This window comes from Aquabacterium sp. (assembly GCF_021768455.1).
Classification (GTDB): Bacteria; Pseudomonadota; Gammaproteobacteria; order Burkholderiales; family Burkholderiaceae_C; genus Aquabacterium.
In genome coordinates, this window is record NZ_JAIZVX010000058.1 from 1 (window position 1) to 23,265 (window position 23,265).

The 23,265-nt window shown below is 68.0% G+C and carries 24 protein-coding genes and 1 pseudogene; 9 read left to right on the plus strand and 16 right to left on the minus strand.

Features of this window, described 5'->3' with window-relative positions; translation table 11 throughout:
* The 6 genes and pseudogenes from QZ994_RS09445 to QZ994_RS09470 form a co-directional block, all read left to right on the plus strand.
* Positions 1-385: pseudogene (locus tag QZ994_RS09445) on the plus strand (hypothetical protein); the annotation flags it as partial.
* Positions 386-426: 41 nt separating this feature from the next.
* Positions 427-2,199, plus strand: coding sequence for an ATP-dependent DNA ligase (locus QZ994_RS09450; protein ID WP_290871186.1), 1,773 nt, complete (start codon positions 427-429; stop codon positions 2,197-2,199).
* Positions 2,200-2,278: 79 nt separating this feature from the next.
* On the plus strand, positions 2,279-3,016 hold the full coding sequence (folE, locus tag QZ994_RS09455; protein ID WP_290871187.1) for a GTP cyclohydrolase I: 738 nt from the start codon (positions 2,279-2,281) through the stop codon (positions 3,014-3,016).
* A 3-nt stretch (positions 3,017-3,019) separates the two neighbouring features.
* Complete coding sequence (locus tag QZ994_RS09460; RefSeq protein WP_290871188.1) at positions 3,020-3,448, plus strand: BLUF domain-containing protein; 429 nt, start codon at positions 3,020-3,022, stop codon at positions 3,446-3,448.
* Positions 3,442-4,422: a DUF429 domain-containing protein gene (locus QZ994_RS09465; protein ID WP_290871189.1), complete on the plus strand. Its 981-nt coding sequence runs from the start codon at positions 3,442-3,444 to the stop codon at positions 4,420-4,422. The genes QZ994_RS09460 and QZ994_RS09465 overlap by 7 nt, the downstream gene beginning before the upstream one ends.
* Entirely contained in the window at positions 4,419-5,279 is an 861-nt protein-coding gene (locus QZ994_RS09470) for a D-hexose-6-phosphate mutarotase (protein WP_290871190.1), read from the plus strand. Before QZ994_RS09465 ends, QZ994_RS09470 begins: the two co-directional genes overlap by 4 nt.
* Before the next feature lie 22 nt (positions 5,280-5,301).
* Here QZ994_RS09470 and QZ994_RS09475 read toward each other — a convergent pair whose 3' ends face one another.
* The 5 genes from QZ994_RS09475 to QZ994_RS09495 form a co-directional block, all read right to left on the minus strand.
* Entirely contained in the window at positions 5,302-5,952 is a 651-nt protein-coding gene (locus QZ994_RS09475) for an SCO family protein (protein WP_290871191.1), read from the minus strand.
* A gap of 11 nt (positions 5,953-5,963) precedes the next feature.
* A complete protein-coding gene (cyoE, locus tag QZ994_RS09480; RefSeq protein WP_290871192.1) occupies positions 5,964-6,917 on the minus strand; it encodes a heme o synthase in 954 nt (317 codons plus the stop codon).
* Between the two features lie 62 nt (positions 6,918-6,979).
* Complete coding sequence (locus QZ994_RS09485) at positions 6,980-8,212, minus strand: heme A synthase (protein WP_290871193.1); 1,233 nt, start codon at positions 8,210-8,212, stop codon at positions 6,980-6,982.
* Between the two features lie 24 nt (positions 8,213-8,236).
* Positions 8,237-8,947, minus strand: coding sequence for a hypothetical protein (locus tag QZ994_RS09490; protein ID WP_290871194.1), 711 nt, complete (start codon positions 8,945-8,947; stop codon positions 8,237-8,239).
* Positions 8,928-9,743: an SURF1 family protein gene (locus tag QZ994_RS09495; RefSeq protein ID WP_290871195.1), complete on the minus strand. Its 816-nt coding sequence runs from the start codon at positions 9,741-9,743 to the stop codon at positions 8,928-8,930. Before QZ994_RS09495 ends, QZ994_RS09490 begins: the two co-directional genes overlap by 20 nt.
* Positions 9,744-9,785: 42 nt before the next feature.
* Between QZ994_RS09495 and QZ994_RS09500 the strand changes: the two genes are divergently transcribed.
* Positions 9,786-10,007, plus strand: a complete 222-nt coding sequence (locus tag QZ994_RS09500; protein ID WP_290871196.1) for a twin transmembrane helix small protein — start codon at positions 9,786-9,788, stop codon at positions 10,005-10,007.
* A gap of 154 nt (positions 10,008-10,161) precedes the next feature.
* Here QZ994_RS09500 and QZ994_RS09505 read toward each other — a convergent pair whose 3' ends face one another.
* The 8 genes from QZ994_RS09505 to QZ994_RS09540 form a co-directional block, all read right to left on the minus strand.
* The gene (locus QZ994_RS09505) at positions 10,162-11,046 is read right to left on the minus strand and encodes a cytochrome c oxidase subunit 3 (protein WP_290871197.1); all 885 of its coding nucleotides are present in this window, start codon (positions 11,044-11,046) and stop codon (positions 10,162-10,164) included.
* 50 nt (positions 11,047-11,096) lie between these two features.
* Entirely contained in the window at positions 11,097-11,327 is a 231-nt protein-coding gene (locus tag QZ994_RS09510; protein WP_290871198.1) for a DUF2970 domain-containing protein, read from the minus strand.
* Complete coding sequence (locus QZ994_RS09515) at positions 11,324-11,938, minus strand: cytochrome c oxidase assembly protein (RefSeq protein ID WP_290871199.1); 615 nt, start codon at positions 11,936-11,938, stop codon at positions 11,324-11,326. Before QZ994_RS09515 ends, QZ994_RS09510 begins: the two co-directional genes overlap by 4 nt.
* A gap of 31 nt (positions 11,939-11,969) precedes the next feature.
* A complete protein-coding gene (locus tag QZ994_RS09520) occupies positions 11,970-12,110 on the minus strand; it encodes a cytochrome oxidase small assembly protein (protein WP_290871200.1) in 141 nt (46 codons plus the stop codon).
* Positions 12,111-12,123: 13 nt separating this feature from the next.
* Positions 12,124-13,743, minus strand: a complete 1,620-nt coding sequence (gene ctaD, locus QZ994_RS09525) for a cytochrome c oxidase subunit I (protein WP_290871201.1) — start codon at positions 13,741-13,743, stop codon at positions 12,124-12,126.
* Positions 13,744-13,802: 59 nt separating this feature from the next.
* A complete protein-coding gene (gene coxB / locus QZ994_RS09530; RefSeq protein ID WP_290871202.1) occupies positions 13,803-14,981 on the minus strand; it encodes a cytochrome c oxidase subunit II in 1,179 nt (392 codons plus the stop codon).
* 126 nt (positions 14,982-15,107) lie between these two features.
* Complete coding sequence (locus QZ994_RS09535) at positions 15,108-15,638, minus strand: DUF2244 domain-containing protein (RefSeq protein ID WP_290871203.1); 531 nt, start codon at positions 15,636-15,638, stop codon at positions 15,108-15,110.
* A gap of 177 nt (positions 15,639-15,815) precedes the next feature.
* Entirely contained in the window at positions 15,816-16,838 is a 1,023-nt protein-coding gene (locus QZ994_RS09540) for a methyltransferase domain-containing protein (protein WP_367172283.1), read from the minus strand.
* 268 nt (positions 16,839-17,106) lie between these two features.
* Between QZ994_RS09540 and QZ994_RS09545 the strand changes: the two genes are divergently transcribed.
* Together QZ994_RS09545 and QZ994_RS09550 are read left to right on the plus strand one after the other, a co-directional pair.
* Positions 17,107-17,727: a ComF family protein gene (locus QZ994_RS09545; RefSeq protein WP_290871204.1), complete on the plus strand. Its 621-nt coding sequence runs from the start codon at positions 17,107-17,109 to the stop codon at positions 17,725-17,727.
* Positions 17,728-17,847: 120 nt separating this feature from the next.
* A complete protein-coding gene (locus QZ994_RS09550; RefSeq protein ID WP_290871205.1) occupies positions 17,848-17,985 on the plus strand; it encodes a hypothetical protein in 138 nt (45 codons plus the stop codon).
* Between the two features lie 3 nt (positions 17,986-17,988).
* On the opposite strand, the gene QZ994_RS09555 is transcribed toward QZ994_RS09550, so the two are convergent.
* From QZ994_RS09555 to QZ994_RS09565, 3 genes are all read right to left on the minus strand, one after another.
* Positions 17,989-20,694 carry an AAA family ATPase gene (locus QZ994_RS09555; RefSeq protein WP_290871206.1) on the minus strand — a complete coding sequence of 902 codons (2,706 nt, stop codon included), beginning with the start codon at positions 20,692-20,694 and terminating at the stop codon, positions 17,989-17,991.
* Entirely contained in the window at positions 20,691-21,857 is a 1,167-nt protein-coding gene (locus tag QZ994_RS09560) for a DNA repair exonuclease (protein ID WP_290871207.1), read from the minus strand. Before QZ994_RS09560 ends, QZ994_RS09555 begins: the two co-directional genes overlap by 4 nt.
* A 90-nt stretch (positions 21,858-21,947) precedes the next feature.
* A partial coding sequence (locus QZ994_RS09565) for a secretin N-terminal domain-containing protein (protein WP_290871208.1) occupies positions 21,948-23,265 on the minus strand: 1,318 nt, incomplete at its 5' end.

A 23,265-nucleotide genomic window follows, 5' to 3' on the forward strand; every position in this document is an offset into this window, starting at 1 on the left:
GGCCACCACCGTGCAGGGCAAGGCCCCGCGTGCGCCCTCTGCTCCCGCTGCGCCCATCACACCCATCACACCCGTCGCAACAAAAGGGTCGGCCACGGCCACGCCGGGATCGGCACGCAACGAACCCGCCGAGGCCGCGCCCAAAACGCAGCCCACCGCCAAGGCCAGCAAGCCCAAGCCACAGGACGACGATGTCGCCCTGCTGGAAGCCATGTTCGCCCATGCCGGCACGCGTCGCCCGGGTCCGGGCGCCCCGGCGGCAGGCGAAGCGGGTGTCGACGAACAGCTGCGACGCTGCAAGGCCCTGGCGGGCGCCGAGGCCGCCACCTGCCGCGCCCAGGTCTGCGTGCAGCACCCCAAGGCCGAGGCCTGCCACCGCGACTGATCGCCAGAGGGGCCGGATGGACCAGGTGCTAGGCTGCGCGGATGCAGCGATTTGCGCAGCTCTACACCGAACTCGACGCCAGCACCGCAACCCGCGACAAGGTTGCCGCGCTGTGCCGCTACTGGCAGGATGCCCCACCTGAGGATGCGGCCTGGGCCGTCTACTTCCTCAGTGGTGGCAAGCCGCGCCGGGCCCTGGGGAGTGCTGCCCTGCAGCAGTGGGGCGCCCAGGCTGCCGGCATCGACCCCTGGTTGTTCGAGGCTTCCTACCAGGCCGTGGGCGACCTGGCCGAAACCATCGCCCACCTGCTGCCGCCCGGCCAGGGAGGCTCGGCCATGGGCCTGTCCGACTGGCTGCACCAGCGCCTGCTGCCACTGCGTGGCCAGGCTCAGGAGGCGCAATTCGCGGCCTTGAGCGAGTGGATGGCGGCGCTGGACTGGGCCCAGCGCTTCGTGCTGATCAAGCTGATTGGCGGCGGGTGGCGCGTGGGCGTGAGCCGCCAGCTGGTGCTGCGCGCCCTGGGTGAACACAGTGGGGTGCCCACCACCGTGCTGGCCCAGCGCATGATGGGTTACACCGACAGCCGACAGCCCCCGGACGCTGCGCGCTACCAGGCCCTGCTCGCTCCCTTGCAAGAGGTGCACGGCGCCGAACGCCTGCACGGCACCCAGCCCTACCCCTTCTGCCTGGCCCACCCGCTGGAGCTCGACCCGGCCGCAGAAGACGGCGAAGAAGGTGCCCCTCCCCTGGGGTCGGCAAACGACTGGTTGGTGGAGTGGAAGTTCGACGGCATCCGCGCCCAGATCGTGCGACGCGACGGCCAGTGCGGCATCTGGTCGCGGGGCGAAGAACTGATCACCGAGCGCTTTCCCGACATCGCCGGCCCCGCCCAGGCCTGGCCCGACGGCACGGTGGTGGATGGCGAGCTGCTGGCCATCCGCCCCGGGACCCACCCCGAGCTGGCCCTGCCCTTCGCGCCAGCGCCCTTTGCCCAACTGCAGCAGCGCATCCTGCGACAGCGCCTGGGCCCGAAGTGGCTGCGCGACGTGCCCTGCGCCTTCGTGGCCTACGACTTGCTGGAATGGCAGGGGCAGGATCTGCGGGCCCACCCCCAGCGTGAGCGGCGCCGCTTGCTCGACGAGGTGGTCGCACCGGCCTTCGGCCTGAGCGTGTCGCCCTTGCTGAACCCGGTCGGAAGCGGGATGACCTGGGCGGAACTCGCGTCAAAACGGCGTCATTCACGCGACATTGGCACGGAGGGGCTGATGCTCAAGCATGATGCGAGTCAGTATGGCGTCGGTCGCAGCAAGGCGCAGGGTCTGTGGTGGAAGTGGAAAACCGCCCCCATGACCGTCGATGCCGTGCTGATCTACGCCCAAGCTGGCCACGGCCGCCGTGCCAGCCTCTACACCGACTACACCTTCGCCGTGTGGAGTCGCCCTCCCGCAGACGAAAGCGAAGTCCAGACCGTGCTCGACGCCATATCCGCCCGCCAGCCCGCCCAGACCGGCGCCCTGCAGCTTGTGACCTTCGCCAAGGCCTACTCCGGCCTGAGCGACGCTGAAATCCAGGCCGTCGACAAGGTGATCCGCGCCACCACGCTGGAGAAATTCGGGCCGGTGCGCAGCCTGCGGCCCAGCCTGGTGTTCGAGCTGGGTTTCGAGGGCATCGCCCCCAGTCCCCGCCACAAAAGCGGCCTGGCCGTGCGCTTCCCACGCATCCTGCGCTGGCGCACCGACAAAACCCTCCGCGAGGCCGATACCCTGGACCACCTCAGGCATTGGCTGAACGGATACAGTCCCGCATCGGCCTGACTTGCCCGGCCCCCTCAGGACCGGCAGGCCCCACCTTCGTGCTGCAGCCGTACACAGACGATCCCCACCAGGACGCGACATGACCACGCCCAACCTCCGAGCCATCGACACCACCGCCACACCCGAGTCCGACGAGGGCGTGCCGGTGTCGGTCAAGATCCGCCAACGCCTGAAGGCCGCCCAGAAGCGCTTTCACGCCAACGACAACATCGCCGACTTCATCGAACCCGGCGAGCTGGAAAAGCTGCTGGACGAGGTGCAGGGCAAGATGGCCGGTGTGCTCTCCAGCCTGGTGATCGACACCGACAGCGACCACAACACCCAGGACACCGCCCGCCGCGTGGCCAAGATGTACCTGCAGGAGATCTTCAAGGGCCGCTACCAGGGTGCCCCGGCGGTCACCGAGTTCCCGAATGCGGAACGGCTCAACGAGCTGATGATCGTGGGCCCGATCACCGTGCGCAGCGCCTGCTCGCACCACCTCTGCCCCATCATGGGCCGCGTGTGGATCGGGATCATGCCCAACGAACACTCCAACCTGATCGGCCTGTCGAAGTACGCCCGCCTGATCGACTGGATCATGAGCCGCCCGCAGATTCAGGAAGAGGCCGTGACCCAGGTGGCCGACCTGCTGCAGTCGCGCATGAGCCCGGACGGCCTGGCCGTGGTGATGGAGGCCGACCACTTCTGCATGCACTGGCGTGGCGTGAAGGACATGGACTCCAAGATGATCAACAGCGTGATGCGCGGCTCCTTCCTGAAGAACCCCGATCTGCGCCGCGAATTCCTGTCCCTGGTTGCCAACCGAAAGGCCTGAGCCATGCTCGTCCGACTGCTGTACGCGAGCCGCGCCTCGTCCCCCCTCACGCCCGAGGCCATTGACGGCATCCTGGCCACCTCGCGCAAGGGCAACCCCAGCCTGGGCGTCACCGGGCTGCTCTGCCACAGTGGCGACATCTTCATGCAGGTGCTCGAAGGCGGTCGCGATGCCGTGAGCGCCCTGTATGGCCGCATCGCCGCCGATCCGCGCCACAAGGACGTGATCCTGCTGAGCTACGAAGAGATCACCGAACGCCGCTTTGCCGGCTGGACCATGGGCCAGGTCAACCTGAGCAAGGTCAACCCCTCGATCCTGCTGAAGTACTCCGAGCGGCCGGTGCTGGACCCGTACGCCGTCTCGGGCAAGGTCTCTCTGGCCATGCTGGAAGAGCTGATCGCCACGGCCTCCATCATCAGCCGGCCTTGCTGAGCCTGGCACCCACAGGGGCTTCGGCCCTGCTGCTCGGCCTGGATTTCACCAGCGCGCCCAGTGCGCGCAAACCGCTGACGCTGGCCTTTGGCAGGCGGGCGGGCGCCGTGCTCCGGCTCGACCGTGTCGACGAACTGGCCACCCACGCGGAACTCGAGGCCCTGATCGCCACCGGGCACATCGGCCCGCTGCAGGGCGGTTTCGTGATGGGCTGCGACTTCCCGTTTGGCCTGCCCCGGCCTTTCGTGGAAGCCTTGACCCAGCACGGCCCCGGCGTGCTGCCCACCCTGCTGCGTGCGCCGCTGGACTCCGCAAGCCAGGCCAACCCCTGCCACTCCGAAGCTCAGCGACTGAGCCAGGCCCTCCACACCCACTGTGGCGACCGCGCAGGCTTTCAGCGTCTGGTCGACGGCTGGGGCAGCGACGCCGAACACGGCTGGCAGCCCGATCGGCCACCGGGCAGCAAACTCATCCACCGGGTGTGTGATCGCGCCGTGCCGGGCCTCTCCAGCACCAGCCCGCTGCAGACTCGATATGTGCCCGTGGGCAAGATGTACTTCGAAGGCCTCAGCCGTCTGCTGGCGGCCGGGCTCACCTTGCCCGGTCTGCACCCTGGGCGTCCCGATGCCATCGCACTCGAGGCCTATCCGGGTCTGTTGGCCGGCGAGGTGTTGGGCAAGCGCAGCTACAAGAGCGACGCCAAGGCCGACACCGCCGCCACCCACAATCGCCTGATCGCCCGCATGGACCTGGTCGATGCGCTGGAGCAAGGACGCACCCGCCTGGGCCTGCGCCTCAAGCTCAGCCCGGCCCAGCGCGACCACCTGGTGGCCGATGCCAAGGGCGACCGCCTCGACGCCGTGCTCTGCCTGCTGCAGGCGGCCTGGGCACAGCGCCGCTTTGAAGAAGGAGATGCCCGCTTCGGCCTGCCCGAGGGCGTGGACCCCGTTGAAGGATGGATACTCACGGCATGAGCGAACTGATTTTTCCCCTGATCGAGGTGCTGGGCCAACCGGCCGTGCGTGTGCAATCTCCCGATGGTGCCCAGGCCACCGTGCTGCTGCATGGCGGCCACATCGTGTCCTGGATCCCTGCGGGTGGCGAGGAGCAGCTGTACCTGTCGCCCACCGCGGTGGCGGGCCCTGGCCAGGCCGTGCGCGGCGGCGTGCCGGTCATCTTTCCGCAGTTCGAGCAACGCGGCCCCGACGTCAGCCTGCCGCGCCACGGCATCGCCCGCACCCGCGACTGGGTGGTGGACGCGTCCAGCCAGGGCAAGGACTACGGGCAGCTGACCCTCGCGCTGCACGACAGCCCCGAGACCCGCGCCATCTGGCCGCACGGCTTCACCCTGGAGTTGACCGTGGCCGTGAGCGGCGCCGAACTGGACGTGGAGCTGCACGTGCACAACACGGGTGAGACCACCTGGCCCTTCTCGGCCGCGCTGCACACCTACCTGGCCGTGTCCGACCTGAGCTCGGTGCGCGTGCAGGGCCTCGATGGCCTGCACTACCACGACAGCCTGACCGGTGGCGAGGCCATCGAAGACCACCCCGAGAAGCGCTTCCATGGCGAGATCGACCGCATCTACGGCAAGGCCCCGGCCCTGCTGCTGCGCGACGGCCCCCGCCGCCTGGTGATCGGCGCCAAGGACATGCCCGATGTGGTGGTCTGGAACCCTGGCCCCGAGAAGGCCGCGGCGCTGAAGGACATGCCCGATGAGGACTGGCAGCGCATGCTGTGCGTCGAGGCCGCCGCCATCTTCGAGCCCATCACCCTGGGCCCGGACGAAAGCTGGACGGGCCGCCAGGGCTTCGTGCTGCAGGCCAGCTGAGCACGCCAAGAAGCCCAGAGACTCAGGCTGAGGGTTTGGGTGCCGGCGCCTGAGCCAGCAAGGCCTTGATGTCGGCCGTCAGGGCCTCGGCGCCCAGGCCGTAGCGCACAAAGAGGCGCACCTGACCGGCTGGGTCGAACACGAAGGCACCCGCCGTGTGGTCCATGGTGTACTGGCCTGCCTGGGTCGGCACCTTCTGGTAAAACACCTTGAACTCGCGGCTGGCCGCTTCTGTTTCGGCCAGGCTGCCTCGCAGGCCCACAAAGCCTGGGTCCATGGCCTGCAGATAGGCCTTGAGCACATCGGGGGTGTCGCGCTCGGGGTCGATGGTGATGAACACGCCCTGCAGGCGCTCGCCATCCGGGCCCAGACGGCGGCGCACCTCAGCCAGGTCGGCCATGGTGGTCGGGCACACATCGGGGCACTGCGTGAAGCCGAAGAACACGAAGACCACCTTGCCCTGGAACTCGGCCAGGCTGCGCGGGTGGCCGTCCACGTCGTTCAGTTTGAACTGGCGGGCATAGGCGGCGCCGGTGATGTCGACGGCATTGAACTTGACCTCGGGCGAAGCACCGGGGGTGGCCTTGTCGCAGGCGGCCAGCACAGACAGCGCCAGAGGCGCCAGGGCCGCCTGCCAGATGCGGCGGCGGCCCAGGGAAACACGCTTGCTCATGGGGTGCGGGATCAGATCGTCCAGTAGTGGTCGACCAGCAAGGCGGCGAACATCAGCATCAAGTGAACGATGGAGAAGCGGAAGGTCTTGCGGGCCAGTTCGTCACTGTAACGCCGCCAGAGGCGGAAGGCGTAGCCCACGAACAAGAGCCCCAGCACCAGCGCCGAGACCAGGTAGATCCAGCCGCTCATACCGTAGATGAAAGGCAGCAGGCTGCCCGCCAGCAACACGACGGTGTAGAGCAGCACGTGCAGGCGGGTGAAGGCGTTGCCGTGCGTGACCGGCAGCATGGGCAGGCCGGCACGGGCATAGTCTTCCACGCGGTACAGGGCCAGGGCCCAGAAGTGAGGCGGGGTCCAGAGGAAGATGATGAGGCACAGCATCAGCGCCTCCGGATCGACCGAACCGCGCATGGCCACCCAGCCCAGCACCGGCGGCATGGCGCCCGAGGCCCCGCCGATCACGATGTTCTGGGGCGTGAGCGGTTTGAGCACCACCGTGTAGACCACCGCGTAGCCCACGAAGGTGGCCAGCGTGAGCCACATGGTCAGCAAGTTGACCCACAGGGCCAGCACGGCCATGCCCAGCCCCCCCAGCACCGCGCTGAAGAGCAAGGTTTGCGCACGGCTGAGTTCACCGCGGGCTGTGGGGCGCCAGGCGGTGCGCTTCATGCGGGCATCGATGCCCTGCTCGATCAGGCAGTTGAACGCGGCAGCGGCCCCGGCCACCAGCCAGATGCCGATGCAGGCGGCCACGGCCTTGAGCGATTCGGCCGCCGTGGGCACGCCCGGCACGGCCAGCAGCATGCCGATGACGGCACAGAACACGATGAGCTGGATGACCCGAGGCTTGGTCAGGGTGTTGAACTGCCGGGCCTTGAGCAGCCAGGCGGCGTGGGCCGGTGGTGGCACCAGGGCCTGGGCATCGGCCACGGCCGTGTTCGATGAAGCGAGCGTATCGGACATGGCATCCTCCCGTGTTCAGGCCACTATGAGCGCGATGGCGCCCGGGCAGAAGGGTGATGTCCCTAGGTGCGGGCCACCTTGTGCCATGGGGCGCCTTGCCGAGGCGCCCTGCCCCCCTGGTGCGCGCTGGCAATCAGAGCGGGAGCTGGCACCAGGATGCGCGTGAGGCAGGCCACCATCAGCGCCGCGCCCAGGGTGTGGAGCAGGGCCGCAGCCAAGGGCCAGCCCAGCACCACATTGCTCAGGCCGGTGAGCACCTGGAGCGCCGTGAGCCCACAGAGCCAGCCCGCCTCGCGCACCACCACCTGCTGACGGCGCAAGGCCAGGCCATAGGCCAGCAGCGCCAACACGACCACGATGGCCATCAGCCGGTGGGCCATGTGGATGGCAGTGAGCGCGGGCAGGCTGAGGTAGCCCCCCGCCCCATCCTGCCCCAGCGGGCGCCAGAGGGTGAAGGCCGGGCCCAGCTCCATCTCGGGCCACCACTGCCCCTGGCACATGGGCCATTCGGTGCAGGCCAGCACGGCGTAGTTGCTGCTCACCCAGGCCCCCAGCGCCAGCTGCAGCCCCAACAAGGCCATGAGCGCCCAGCCCAGCCGACGCCAGCGCGCGCCCAAGGGCATGGCCAAGGCTGACACGTCCGCCGTGCGTTGCGCCATGCGGCGCACCTGGGCCGTGAGCAGCGCCACGCCCAGCATGGCACCCAGCAGGTGGCCGGTGACGATCAAGGGCTGCAGCTTGAACGTCACCGTGAAGGCCCCAAAGGCCCCCTGTGCACACACCCACCCCAGGGTGGCCGTGGCCCACCAGGGCGAGAGGGCGCCAGGCTGGTGTCGCCCCCACCAGGCCCGCACCGTGAGCAGGGTGATCAGCGCCCCCACGCCGGTGGCCAGGTAGCGGTGCCCCATCTCGATCCAGGCCTTGCGCAGCGAAACCGGCCCACTGGGCAAGGCCGCATGGGCCGCGCTGATCTCGTCATGGGCCTGCCAGGGACTGGTCTCGCCGTAGCAGCCTGGCCAATCGGGGCAGCCGAGCCCGGAGTCGGTGAGGCGGGTGAAGGCGCCAAACACCACCAGGTCGAGCGTGAGGAAGAGCGTGGCGACCGTCAACACCCTTTGCCAGGCGGCCCAGCCCCGCAAGCCTTGCTGGCGACCGCGCCAGCCCACCCCGGCCGCGCACAGCAAGGCCACAAAGGCTCCAAGCAGGGCGACGTCCAGGGCGGGCCCCAGGTCGACCAGGGCTTGACCTTGTGCCGGCGGAAAAAGGGAGGGTGCGGTGGCGGAAGAGACGGTCATGGCAAAGGGGGAGGTGACGAGGGCTCAGCGCCCAGCCTTGTCCCAGGACTCGTTGGCCTTCATCAGGCGGGCCAGGTCTTTCTTGATTCGGTTGGGGTCGGCATCGGCGGGGAAGCGCATCATCCAGTCCCCACGCGGGTCGACCAGATAGAGGTGCTCCGCCAGGTCGTGACCCGGCGCAGGCTGCAACCAGCCCGACAGGGCCGATGGCGAAGCACGCAGCACCCAGGCCTGCTGCAGGCCAGGCCACAGGGCCGCACGCACCGGGGCAGCGTCGTTGACCAGCCAGACGCGGTCGAGGCGGTCCTTGTCCTTGCCCAGGGTCTCGCGCAACTGACGCTGCCAATAGAGATGGCGCTCGCACAGGGCGTCGCAGGCGCCACCGCCCACGGCCACCAACAGCCACTGCCCTTTGAGCGCCTCGGCAGGCAAGCGCTGGCCATTGGGCAAGGTCAAGCCCAGCGCGCCTTGCGCCGGCATGCTCCGTGGTGGCTGGATGAACTCGCCATGGTTGACGCGCCCCTGCGGCCTGAACACGTAATAGCTGAGGTAGGAGGCCACCACAGGTGCCGCACACACCGCCAGCACCCCCAGCATCTTGAGGCGCCCCAGGCGGGTTCGCTGGCCACTGGCAGCGCGCAAGGCCTCGGCCGAAGGCAGGCCGTGCACGCTGAAATCGAGCGTGGTGTCGGGCTGGGTGCGTGACCCAGGGGACTCAGTGCTGCGCAGGGCCATGGGCAAGGGCCCGGCGGGGGCGGATGAGTTGGTGCCAGACATACAGTCCCATGATGAGCGCCGCCATGGCAAACCATTGCGCGGCGTAGGCCAGGTGCTTGCCCTGCCCGAGGTCGGGCGCGGGCCAGTCGCGCAGCAGGCCGTCCGATGACACCGGGCCAGGCACCGCCGAGGCGGCCGACTGCACCCCCTCAGCTTGCAGCTGAAGCACGGCACCCGCCACAGGGGATTGCCCGATCCACGCCCGCCAGAAGGCCGCATCGGTGTTCTGGCGCACCACGGGGCCAGCCCCCTGGGGCAAGGCCTCTTCACCCAGGGCGTACAAGCGAGAGGGCTCTGCCATCAGGCGTCCCGAGACCACCACCTCGCCTGCAGGCGATGGCAAAGACGGCAGGCGAAGGCGGTCCTGCGCATCGCGCGGCACCCAGCCACGCTGGACCAGCACCACCCTGCCTGAGCAGTCCGCATGGGCCGAGGAGCTCAGCCGCAGTGGGGTCAGGACGATGAAGCCAGTGCGACCGGCCATGGGTCGGTTCTCCAGCAGCACCGAGCGCTCGGGCCACCAGCGGCCCGTCAGGCGCACCGGCTGCTGCACGGGCAAGGGGGTGAGCACGGATGGCGCACAAGGCCAGTCGGCATTGCCCCATGGCGGCAGCTGGCTGCGCCATGTCAGCTCGGCCTGGGCTGCCCGCTTGGCCTCGGCACGACCCAGCTGCCATCGGCCCAGTTGCGTGGTGAGCGCCACCGACACCAGGGCAGCCACGAGCACCACGCCACGAGCGGACACCAGGGTCATTGCGCCCCCTCGTCAGCCTGGACTTCTGGATAATCAGTTGGCATGAAGCTCATCATCGCACTGGCCTTGCTGGCCATCGTCGCCGCCCTGGCTTTCGCCGGCAAGGCCATGTTGCAGGATGGCCGCGATGGCGGCCCCAAAGGCAACCGCATGGTCAAGGCCCTGGCCTGGCGGGTGGGCCTGTCGGTGGCCTTGTTCCTTTTCGTCCTGCTGAGCTACAAGATGGGCTGGATCCGCCCCACGGGCATCCCGATGGGCGGCTGACACCAGCGAGGAAAACGGAGCCTGAAAATGACGGAGCGCCATCGAGGGCGCTCCTTTTTTCTTCTCTTTTGATCTCCTCGACCCACCTGCCCTGCCGTCCGCCCGCTTGTGGCGGTCAGACGCAGGACTTGTGTCTGGGCTGTTCTCACACCACTCAGGTCCAGTAGACGACCAGGTACAGCCCCAGCCAGACCACGTCCACAAAGTGCCAGTACCAGGCCGCACCTTCGAAGCCGAAGTGGCGGTCGGGCGTGAAGTGCCCTTTCTGCAGACGCAGCGTGATGAACAGCAGCATCAGCATCCCCACGAACACGTGCAGGCCGTGAAAGCCGGTCAACATGAAGAAGGTCGAGCCGTAGATGCCCGATGACAGCTTCAGGTTGTAGTGAACGTAAGCCTCGTAATACTCGAAACCCTGCAGGCTGACGAACAGCAGCCCGAGGGCCACCGTGATCCACATGAAGGCGATGCATTTGCTGCGCAGATTCTCGCGCAAGGCGTGGTGCGCGACAGTCAGGGTGATCCCCGATGTCAGCAACAAAGCCGTGTTGATCGTGGGGATGGGCCAGGGCCCCATGGTGCGGAAGGATTCCACCGTGCCGGCCGGCGAGGCGGTGACGCCCGTGGCCTCGGAAGGCCAGATGGCCTTGAAGTCGGGCCACAGAAGGGCGTTGTCGATGCTGGCCAGGTTGGGCAGAACGTGCAACCGGGCCCAGTACAGTGCGCCAAAGAAGGAGGCGAAGAACATCACTTCGGAAAAGATGAACCAGGCCATGCTCCAGCGGAAGGAGAGGTCGATGCGATCGCCATACAGACCGCTTTCACTCTCTGCAATGGCCTCGGAGAACCACTGCTTGAGCACCGTGGCCCACCACACGAATCCAAAGGCCAGAGCGTAGGGCCCCCAGCTCACGCCGTTGACCCACTGCCCTGCGCCCAGCACCACAAAAAAGAGGCCGATGGCCGCCATCATCGGATGCCGGGACGGCCCGGGCACAAAGTAGTACGGGGCCTGCCCCTTGGGAACCACTGCCGACATGTCTGCTCCTCTGGCCCACCTGGGCCACACCGATCACACCTTGCACATGCTCACTGCGCCACGCCACTGCCCACGACCCAGCGGATCAGCAGCACCAGGCCCAGCACAAACACCACCGCCGCCAGCACACCCGCCACGATCACGTGGATGGGGTTGATGCGGGCCACGTCTTCCGCATACGCCGAGGCCTTGCGGACCCCGAAAAACGACCAGGCCACCGCCTTCATGGTCTGCCAGAAAGACCCTTTTCGCTGCGCCGCCTCCCGCAGGTCCTCGCTCACACGGAGCCCCCCGGCGGCAGCGGCACCTTGCCCCCCACCTCGAAGAAGGTGTAGGACAGGGTGATGGTCGAGACATCCTTGGGCAAGCGAGGGTCGATCACGAAGGTGACCGGCCAGCGCTTGACCTCACCCGGGGCCAGGCGGTGCTCGCTGAAACAGAAGCACTCGAGCTTGGTGAAGTGGGCCGTGGCCTGCTTGGGTGCGTAGCTGGGGATGGCCTGGGCCGACATGGTGCGGTCCTGCCGGTTGCGGAACTCGTAGACCACGGTCATGACCTCGCCCGGGTGGACGCGCACGGTGCGGGCATCGGGCATGAAGTCCCATGGGCCACGGGCGTTGGCGTCGAACTCGACCGTGATGCTGCGCGACAGGTCCACCTGCGTGTTGCGCAGGGTGCCCACTGCGCCCGGCACCTGTTGCTCGGTGAGCGACAACACATTGATGCCCAGGGCGGCACAGATGTGCTTGTAGAGCGGCACCATGGCGTACCCGAAGCCGAACATGAGCGCCGTGATCACCACCAGCTTGAACACCATGTCGGCGTTGGCGCGGTGCAGGCGCCAGGCCTTGGCCAGCGTGGCGCCTGGAGGGGGTGTCAGAGGCAGGGGCATGGGCGGTGTGGTTGTCCGTGCAACGGGCGGGTCAGTGTGCAGACAGCATCACGATCTTGACCACGAAGCCGACCAGGAAGGTCGTGGCCACCGAGGCGAGGATCAGGGCCAGGCGCAGGTTGGCGCGGCGGCGCTCATCGGCACTGGGCAGGGAAAGCGGGGGCTGGCTCATGGTGACCTCGTTTTCAACCCACGACACGCGTCGCGGTGGCATCAAGCTTGGGAGGGGTCTCGAAGGTGTGGAAGGGCGCGGGTGAAGGCACCTCCCACTCCAGGCCCTCGGCCCCGTCCCACGGCTTGGCAGGAGCTGGCTCGCCCTTGCCGCGCATGGCCGGGATCAGCACCCCGAAGATGAAATAAACCTGCGCAAAACCGAAGAAGAACCCGCCCACCGAGGCCAGCGCGTTGAAGTCGGCAAACTGCATCGGGTAGTCGGCATAACGACGCGGCATGCCGGCCAGACCCAGGAAGTGCATGGGGAAGAAGGTGACGTTGAAAGCGATGAGCGACCACCAGAAGTGCAGCTTGCCCTTCCACTCCGGCACCATCACGCCCGTCCACTTCGGCGCCCAGTAGTAGAAGCCGGCAAAGAGGGCGAACAGCGAACCGGCCACCAGCACATAGTGGAAGTGCGCCACCACGTAGTAGGTGTCCTGGATCTGCGTGTCGATGGGCGCGACCGAGCAGATCAGGCCCGTGAAGCCGCCCATGGTGAAGACGAAGATGAAACCCACGGCCCAGAGCATGGGGCTCTCGAAGGTCATCGACCCCTTCCACATGGTGGCGATCCAGTTGAAGACCTTCACCCCGGTGGGCACGGAGATCAGCATGGTCGCGTACATGAAGAAGAGCTGGCCCGTGACGGGCATGCCGGTGGCGAACATGTGGTGGGCCCACACGATGAAGCTGAGGATGGCAATCGATGCGGTGGCGTAGACCATCGAGGCGTAACCGAACAGCTTCTTGCGGGCAAAGGCCGGCACGATCTGGCTGATGATGCCGAAGGCCGGCAGGATCATGATGTAGACCTCGGGGTGGCCGAAGAACCAGAAGATGTGCTGGTACATGACCGGGTCACCACCACCCGCCGGGTTGAAGAAGCTGGTGCCGAAGTGGCGATCGGTCAGCGTCATGGTGATGGCCCCGGCCAGCACCGGCATCACCGCGATCAGCAGGTAGGCCGTGATCAGCCAGGTCCAGGCGAACATGGGCATCTTCATCAGCGTCATGCCGGGCGCGCGCATGTTGAGGATGGTCACGATGATGTTGATCGAACCCATGATCGACGAAGCACCCAGGATGTGCATGGCAAAGATGCCGGCGTCCATCGAGGGGCCCATTTGCAGCGTCAACGGGGCATAAAGCGTCCACCCGGCGGCAGGGGCGCCACCAGGCATGAAAAAGGACGAGACCAGGATCAGCGCCGCGGGGATCATCAGCCAGAAGCTGAAGTTGTTCATGCGGGCGAAGGCCATGTCGGAGGCGCCGATCTGAAGCGGCAGCATCCAGTTCGCGAAGCCCACGAAGGCCGGCATGATGGCCCCGAAGACCATGATGATGCCGTGCATGGTGGTGAACTGGTTGAACAGTTCGGGATTGAAGAACTGCAGCCCGGGCTGGAACAGCTCGGCACGGATGCACAGCGCCAGCACACCGCCAATCATCAGCATCGTCAGCGAGAACAGCATGTAGAGCGTGCCGATGTCCTTGTGGTTGGTGGCATGAAGCCAGCGCCGCCAACCGTGGGGATGGGCGTGGTCGTCGTGCCCGTGGGCATGGCCGTGGTGGTCCAGCACTGCACTCATGAGGGGTGTCCTTTCTGGTCTGCGGCGTCGCAGCGGGTCACGTTCGGTTCAGAGGCCGGTCACTTGCGTGCGGCCAGCACCTCGGCCGGTTGCACGGTCTGACCGGTCTTGTTGGACCAATGGTTTTTGGTGAAAGTGATCACTGCGGCGATCTCGGTGTCGGACAGCTGTTTCCAGGACGGCATGATGTTGTTCTGCCCGTTGAGCAACACGTGGATCTGCTCACCCTTGTCCTCGCTCAGCACCTTGGGAGAGCCGTCGAGCGGTTTGATGGCGCCGCCTCCCTTGCCGGTGGGCAGGTGGCAGGCCGCGCAGTTGGCGTTGTAGACCTTCTCGCCACGGGCAATCAGGTCAGCCTGGGTCCAGACCTTTTTCGGGTCATCGGCCTTGGCGGCCATGGCCTTCATCTGCGCATCCACCCACTTGGCGTAGTCCTCTTCGCTGAGCACCTTCACGTGGATGGGCATGTAGGCGTGCTCCTTGCCGCAAAGCTCAACGCACTGGCCGTAGTAGTCGCCCACCTTCTCGGCGCGGAACCAGGTGTCGCGCACGAAACCGGGGATGGCATCCTGCTTGATGCCAAAGGCCGGCACCATGAAGCTGTGGATGACATCGTTGGCCGTGGTGATGATGCGCACCTTCTTGTCGACCGGCACCACCAGCGGGTGGTCAACCTTGAGCAGGTAGTTGTCGCCCTCAGGCGTGCCGGCGTTGGACAGGGCCCGCTGGCTGGCATCGAGCGTGGAGATGAAGTTGATGCCTTCGCCCTGCCCCTGCAGGTAGTCGTAGCCCCACTTCCACTGGTAGCCGGTGGCCTTGATGGTGAGGTCGGCGTTGGTGGTGTCCTTCTGGGCCACGACCACCTTGGTGGCGGGCAGGGCCATGCCGATCACGATGAGGAAGGGGATGATGGTCCAGATGATTTCGACCGTGGTGGACTCGTGGAAATCGGCCGATTTGGCGCCCTTGGATTTGCGGTGCTGCCAGATGGAATAGAACATCACACCGAAGACGGCGACGAAGATGGCCCCACAGATGTAGAGCATCAGGTAATGCAGCCACTGCTGTTCGGCCGCGATGCGGGTGACCGGCGGATGGAGGTCGAGCTGCCGCACGGCAGGACCACCCGGCAGGTCGCTCACGGCATGAGCCACCGATGTCCAGGCCGACAGGATGGTCAGGCCCAGGGCCTGGATGCCGACTGCCCGCGTCACGCGCTTGCCGAAATCATGGGTCATGTCTTCGCTCGCCTTGGATGAAAGGGTCTGGGCCCGGGGCCCACGTCGCCCGCCCCTCTCAGGGACGGCGCCTTGCTCAGCTCATCAACAGAACACAAACGGATCGCAAACAGGATCCCGAGGGGCTCACCGGCTCACTTGCCGCAGCGCCCAACGGATTTCATCGGCCAGCCGGCGACGCTGCGCCCGCTGCACGAAAGCCCCCACCGACACACGCTTTCCCCCTCCGGAGAGGCAGATCAGAGAGCGGTCGTCGTGGGTCGGTTCGATGCGGACCCAGCGCGGGTTGAATTCGGTGCGTTCGACCTGGCCACCGCGGTGGCGCTCAACACGCAGGAGGTCGGGCCGCAAGGCGATCACGTCGCAATCGGCGGCATGGCGGGACCAGGCCATGGTGGCCCAGATCAGCAGGGCCATGGTCAGGCCAAACAGGGGCCAGAGGTCGGCCATCATCCAGGCCACATCGGCAAGGGTCATGCCAGCCAGGCCGACGCACAGGCCGAAACAGACCCGGTTCATCTGGCGGGGGGAGAAGGAAAGCGCCCGGTGGAAGGACCAGTGCGAAGGCCAGGTCTGCAACGCAGAGACGGCCTGCAAAGAGGCGCTCGAACCACCCCGTGAGGCCACGAATCGGACAGACGACAAGCTCACGGACATGACGTCCTGACTCCTCTGCGACAGCCTGGCCCGGAGGGTCGCTCCGGAGGGTGGATCGGTGGCCAGAGACCCGGTGGGGTCTTTGGCGGCTTCGATCCATTCTAGCCAGCGGCTTGCGCCACCTCAATAAGGAATCAGGGCCTTTGGGCTATGACTAACCCGCGGTTCAGAAGGGCCTCAGGAGGCCGAACCTTTGCGTACCATGCGGCGCATGTCGTCGAGCGAGACACGGGCTTCGGCCTCGAGCCTGATCTTGGGCAAGGGCTTGATGGCATGGCCATAAACCACCTCGAGGGTGAGGCCCAGGCGGCCATCGGGCCGCATGCAATGGCGGGTCAGGGCATCGCGCAAGGCCCGATGCCATCGGGGTGTTCTCAGGCCAGCGTGGCGGCCAACGGCCACATTGCCGCCCCAGGTGCGCAGCTCGGCCAGCATGGCCTCGGCCGAATCCCAGGTGAGGGTGAGCCGTTCCATGTCCATCACCGGGTCCTGGAAGCCGGCCTTGACGAGGGCATCGCCCAGGTCGTGCATGTCGATGAAATCGATGGTGGGCAAAGGCCAGCCCAGCTCGCGCCAGGCCGTGCGCAATTCACGCGCGGTGTCCGGCCCCAGGCCGCTGCACATGAGGAAGCCATCGGTGGCCAGGAGGCGATGCCACTGCCCCATGAGCGCGGGCAGGTCGGCGCTGGCATGCAGGGTCATGTTGGCCCAGAGCATCTGCATGCCGTCGGCCGGCCAGCCCTCGGGCAAGGGACCACCCGCCGTGGCCACAGGTGGCGCGCTCTTGCGCCAGCGTGCCCACCAGGGTTGCTGGTGACTGGCCTGCCATTGCTGGCGGCTGCGTTCGGCCAGGGCCTCGGTGGGCTCCATCAGCCAGCGGCGCGCCTCGGGGTAACGGGCGTGCACGGCTTCGGCGCCGGCGCCGAGGAAGGCGGACCAGTCCAGCCAGTCTTGCGGCTCGATGCGGATGGGGCCCAGCTTCTCGGCCAGGCGCCGTGCCACTTCGGCGTGCAGCCACGGGGCCTCCGGCAAGCCGGCCAGCCGGCGTACCTGGCGCGCCAGGGCGGCAGCCTGGGGCGCACAGGCGGGCATGGCGGCCGGCGCGCTGACCGAAGCGTTGACATAGGGTTCGGACAAGGCCGGCTCGGCAGAGGCGGCCGTGGAAGCCAAAGAAGGGGCGCGGGGGACGTCGGTGCTCATGGGTGCCCGGCTGGGGCCGGCTGGAAGGAGAACCCGCCTTGGGGCGATACCCTTGGCAGAGGGCGCTCAGTATATTGAGCCGATGGCTTGCCTGCAGCGTCCACCCTCGAGGACCCGGTGGCCGCTCGGGTCTTGGACCGGGTGGCCCGCGTGGTCTTGGCCCACCCAGTGCCTGGTCTGCCAACGCTGGCAAACCGAGGCCGTGTGCCGTGCGTGTGTGACGATGTTTGCGCCAAGGCGGGCCCGCTGCCCCCGTTGCGCCCTGCCCTTGCGGCCGGGCTGGCCCACGGGCGAACCCTGTGCGCTGTGCGAGGCCTACCCACCGGAGTTCGACCGGGCCGTGGCCGCCCTGGATTACATCCCGCCCTGGACGCCCCTGATCGCACGGCTCAAGTTCCACGAAACGCCTGCGCTGGCGCGGCCGCTGGGCCGCCTCTTGGCCCAGGCTGTGCGCGCCCGGGGGCCCTGCTCGCGCTACACGGTGGTGGTGCCCGCCCCCTTGTCGGCCGAACGCCACCGGGAACGGGGCTACAACCAGGCGGGGCTGCTGGCCCGGGAGGTGGCCTGCGCACTCGGCCTGGCCTGCGAGCCAGAAGCCCTGCACAAGCACCAGCACACGGCCCGCATGATGTCGCTGCAATCGGACGAGCGGGCCTTGCAGATCCGCGGCGCCTTCTCGCTGTTGCCCGATCAGGCCAGGCACTTGAAAGGGCGCGATGTGGCCCTGGTCGACGACGTGATGACCACCGGGGCCACCCTCAACGAGCTGACGCGCACCCTGCACGCAGCCGGGGTGCGCAGCGTGCAGGCCTGGGTGCTGGCGCGCACACCACCGCCGAGGTCGGGCGATGCGGTCACGGCGGCAGATGAGGGCCGATGGGAGGCATGAGTCCGCCACCTTCGGGAACATCGGGCCGCGGCTACACTGGCCGCAGCCAGGAGGGGCCCGTGGACACGGGGACCGGTTTGGGCCTGAGCCAGTCACCCGTCCACCTGAAAGGAAATCCCCATGGCCAAAGGCGAACAGCGATCCAACAAGGAATCGAAGAAGCCCAAGAAGGACCAGTCACCCGCCAAGCCGATCTCGGCCGGCGCCGTCATGCCCACGCGCGTGACGGTGGTGCCGGACCGCAGCAAGAAAAAGTGAGGCTCAGGGCGCCAGCGCCCGCACGCTCACGCCCATGTCGCGCCAGGATTCGGGGTGGCACGTGAAGAGCAGCACCTGGTGACGCTGTGAGGCGTCGAACAGGATGCGCTTCATCTGCGACAGGCGGCCCTGGTCGCTGTGCACCAGGGCGTCGTCGAGGATGATCAGGGTGGGGCGACCGGCCTCGCGCAGCAGGTCGGCATAGGCCAGGCGACTGACCAGGGCCAACTGCTCGCGGGCGCCGAAGCTGAGGGCCTCGAACTGCCCCTGCTCCAGGCTGCCCTGGGCGTTGTGGCGCCACAGCGCGCCGGGCGTGAGGTCTTCGCCCACGTCCACGCGCGCCCCGGGGAAGAGCAGTTGCAGGTAGTGCTGCAGGTGCTTTTGCAGCGGGGCCTGCAGACGGGCGACCGCGGCCTGACGCTTGCCCTCCATCTTGCGGCACAGCAGGTCGAGTGCCTTGGCGCGGCGGGCCAGTTCGGCCAGGCGGCGTTCAGCCCGCAGCAATTCGCCAGCCTGGGCCTCGGCCTGCTCGCCCAGGCCACGTGCCCCGGCTTGCTGCAGGCCATGTTCCAGCATCTGGATCTGGTAGCCGCGGTCCAGGTGGGCCTTTTCCATCTGCGTGGCGCTGCGCTCAAGGCGGAGGATGTCCTGCTGGACGATGTCGGGGCGGGCGGCCTCCAGGGCCCGTTGAGACTGGGTGATGCGCTCGGTGAGCGTGTCGGCGTCGGCGCGCAGGAGCAGCACCTGCTGGTGAGCTTCGGCAACGCGCTCTGCACGGCCCTGCTCCGCCAGCACGTTCGCGGCCAGGGTGTGTTCGCGTTCGGCAGACTGCAGGCGGCTCAAGGCCGCGGCGTGCGTCTGCTGCACGCGGGCCAGGGCGTCGCGTGCGTCGTCGTCGGCCGCATCGGCCGAGGCCATGGCCGCTTCGGCAGAAGGCAGGGAAAGGCCAGGCTCGTCGGGCGCCGCGAGCGCGGCGGGCGGCAACTTGGCCAGGGCAGCTTCGGACGCCTGACAGCGGGCCAGCTCACCATCGAGCGCCTCGCGCAAGGTCGCCAGGCCTTTGGGCGCCACCAGGCCAAGGGCCTGTTCGGACAGCTTGATCTGGGCCTGCAATTCGGCACGGCCGGCCAGGCGTGCTTCGGCCTCGGCCAGATCCTGCACGCCCAGACGCTGCAGCAAGGCGCGCAGTTCAGCTTCGGCCTGGTCGCTGTCGCGTGCCAGGGTGTCGAGCTCATCACCGCCCGGGCTGAGGGTGAGCACGCCGAGACCGGGGCATTGCAGGGTCACGCGCTCGATCAGCAGGTGTTCGCCCTGCCCGCTCAGGGTCTGTGGCGCCCCGCTGCCTTGCAGGGTCAGGGCCTGGCCATTTTCGAGCGTGAACTGCAGGCGGGTGGCCACGGCCTGGCGTCGCAGCTGCAGCTCGCGGCAGCGGCGATCGGCCTGGCGCAGCGCGGTGAGGTCGGCCGGGCCAAGGGTGATCTGGGCGGCCTGGGCCCGCAGGGCCTGCAGGGTGACCTGCTCGGCTTCGGCCCGTGACCAGGCTTGCTGCAGGCGTGCGGCCTGGGCCCGGGCGGTCTGCAGCGCCTGGGCCAGTGCCTCGCGGGTGGCGGCCTCGCGAGCCCGGCGCAAGGCCTCGCGGGCACGCAGGCTGAGTTGACGTCGCTCGTCGGCCTGGGCCTGTGCCGCTTGCAAGGCCGCCGCCTGCTCGCTGGCCGCCACCTGGGCCTGCTGCCACGCGGCCTGGCGCTGCTGGGCATCCTGCTCGTGGCGTTCGAAGGTGGCCAGCTGGTTCAGCAGCAGCTTGCGCTGCTGGACCAGTTGGGCCTGACGGGCCTGGGCGTCTGCCAATTCCTGGGCATGGCGCGCGATGGCCTCCTGGCTGTCTTGGGCGGCTTGCAGCTGTTGTTGCAGGCCTTCCCAGGGGCGGGCCAGCTCGTCGGCCTGGTGCTGGGCACGCAGGGTGGCCAGCTGGTCGACCTGCTGGCGGTGGGTGGCCAGCAGGGCCTCGGTGGCCTGAAGGGCCTCGCGGCATTCGGTGACGCGGCCGAGCGCATCCTGGTAGGCCCCGCGGGGCCGCCCGGTGCCAGTGAGCAACTCCGCCCGCTCGGCGCTGAAGCGGGCCAGCAACTCGTCCCCACCGGTGGCCGTGAGGGCGCCGGTGGCCCGATCGTCCGCATGGCCTGCATCGGCCTGTTGCCCCTGGTGGGCCTGCAAAGCCTGGCGGATGTGGTCCTGGGCATGGCGAGCGGGGTCAAGCAGCTCCTGTCCGGTGCCCTGCTCCACCCACAACAGCCCGGGGATGCCCCAGTTCTCGGCCTTGCTGGCCCCGCGTCCGGCGAAATCAAAACCGAACAGCCTGGCCAGCTGGTCTTCGGCCTCCACGCCATCCCAGCTCTGGGCCCCTACGCGCAGGTCGCAACGCTTCTTGCTCAGGAAGGACTTGCTCAGCTCGCAAGACTGGCCATCGAGCGTGAAGCCCAGTTCGATCTGGGGCGCAGCGGCGCTGTCGCCCCAGGGGCGCAGGTCGTCGACCACGGTGGAGCGGCTGCGTTCGAAAAACGCCGCGCGGATGGCGCGCACCAGGGTGCTCTTGCCGGCTTCGTTGGGGCCGCTGAGGATGTTGAGGCCAGGATCGAGATCACGCAGCTCGAAAGGCTGGCGGAAGCGCCGCAGCTGGTCGACGCGCAGGCGCTGGAGGTGCAGGCTCATTGGGGCGCCCCTTCCTGGGCGGACAAGACAGAGGGATGGGCGGCGGCCACCGGGTTGCGCTGGCGCAAGGCGGTGGTCAGGAGGGCCAGAGCCTCTCGGGCGGTGTCGGCCTCCTCGCCCTGTCCGGCTTGCTCGGCGCGCAGCTCGGCCAACAGGTCGGCCAGGTAGCCATCGGCCCGCAGGCTGGCGATGTCGTCGTCGGTGGGCTGGAGGCGCAATTCGCCCAGTTCGGCCTGAAGGTGGCGCAGGCGGGCCCGTGCCTGGCCCAAGGCCTCCTGCAGGCGCTGGTGATCCGCCAGGGCCAACTCGCCCTGCACCGACAGGCTCAGCACGGTGTGGGATGGCAGCGAGGCCAGGTCGGCCAGCAAGGCGTCCAGGTCGGACGGCACCTGCAGGGCACGCTGCCAGAGCTGCCAGTTGAACTGGGCGGTGTCCAGCACCGTCACCTCGGGCTCGGCGCCCGGCGCAGCGATGCGAACCAGCAAGGCGTGCCCGGCCTCGTTGGCCTTGAAGCGATCAGGCTCCGGGGTGCCGCTGTACCAGGTGCGGGCATCGATGCGCTTGCAGCCGTGCCAGTCGCCCAGCGCCAGGTAATCGAGGTGGGCGCGGACCACACGCTCCGGCGCAATCGGGTTGGTCGCGTCGATGCCCTCGGCCAGGATCCCCTGCACGCTGCCGTGGGCCAGGCCGATGCGCAGCAGGCCTGCCGGCGTCTCGGTCGCGTCGAACCAGGCCGTGGTGTCTTCATAGGTGTGGCGCTGGGTGAGCGGTGCAGGCAGCACGGCCAGACCGGCTTCGGGCAGCAACAAAGGCTCGGGCCGCAAGGCCAGGTGCACATGGGGTGGCACCACGCCCAGGCGCTGCGCCTGCGTCCACACGCTGTCGGCCAGGGCTGCATCGTGGTTGCCCGAGATCAGCACCCAGGGCCCGCTGAACGGCGCCATGGCCGCAAACAGGCGGCGGATGGTGCGCTCGGACACGGCCTGCATGTCGAACACGTCCCCCGCGACCAGCACGGCGTCCACCTGGTGGGTGACGGCCAGTTCGGCCAGACGCTGCACGGCCTGCACGCGGGCGTCGGCCAGGGGGTGGGCGTCTTCGGGGTCAAAGGTGCTGAACTGACGGCCAATCTGCCAGTCGGCGGTGTGGAGGAAGGTGGGCATGCGCGTGGGTGGAGGCCTCGTTGTGCCCGAATCTAAGCGCACAGACGCTCATGGCGTGAGCCTGCCGCGTCTTTTTTTGTGCTGACAAGCTCAGCGCGCCATGGCCGGCTGCTCCGACAGGAGCGGCGGCGCCTCCTCCCCTTCGCCCGACTGCAGCACCTTCAAGGGATCGGAGGGCAAGGTCTGCTGGCGGGCACGGATCAGGGCGTAGCGATCGAGCGAAGTGGCATCGGTGGCGTCCACGTCGCTCATCACATGGGGTCGCAGGAACACGACCAGGTTGCGCTTGCTGCGGCTGCTGGCCTGGTTGCGGAACAGGGCCCCCAGCACCGGGATGTCCCACATGCCGGGCATGACCGAAGCATCGGTGGTGGCGCTGTCTTCGATCAGCCCCCCCAACACGATGATGTGGCCATCCTTCACGACCACATGCGTGTCGATGGCACGCGTGTTGGTGGTGGGGCCAGCGTTGCTTGTGCCCGCCACAGCGGTCGACGACACCGAGGACGACTCCTGGTAGATGCCCATGCGGATGCGCCCATCGGCCCCGATCTGCGGCTTGATGCGCAGGGTGATGCCCACGTCCTTGCGCTCGATGGTCTGGAAGGGATTGGTGCTGCCCGAGCTGCTGCTGGTGTAGCTGCCGGTCACAAAGGGCACGTTCTGACCCACCACGATGCGGGCCTCTTCGTTGTCCAGCGTGACCACATTGGCGGTGCTGAGGATGTTGGTGCCAGACATCGAGGCCACGGCCGAAGCCACTGTGCCCAGGGTCAGCTCGGTGGAGCTGCTGATGTTGAAGATCTCTTTCCACTTCACGCCCACGTCATAGCTGCGGCTGGCGTCCACCTCGACCACCAGGGATTCGACGTAGACCTGTGCGCGGGGCGTGTCCAGCTGGGCGATGACGGCCTGGATCTGCCGAAACAGGGCCATGGGCGCCGTGATGATCAGGGCGTTGCTGGCCGGTTCGGCCTGGATGTAGCCTCCGGTCACCGGCTGAGCCAGGGCTGTGGCGGGTGCAGCGGCCTGGGCACTGCCGCCGGTGCCGCCACCTTTGCCCGAGGCCGAGCCACCACCGGATCCGGGCGAACTGCCTGAATCGCCGGCCCCACCCGATGAGGCCATTGCAGCGCCACCGCCTGCCGTTGCGCCGCCCGAGTCTCCGCCCGAAGTGGCGCTGCCCCCCATCCGCCCTGCGGGCGCGGCGAAGGAGGCTCGCAACACCGGCGCCAGGCGCGTGGCATCGGCATGCTGCAGATAGACCACGTGCACATTGCTGCCCCCCAAGGTGCCGGCCCCGGCCTGATCGAGCCGCGCCACCAGTGCGCGCACGGTGGCCAGGCGGGCCTGGTTGGGTGCCCTCACGAGCAGGGCGTTGCTGAACACATCGGCCACGACGCTCACC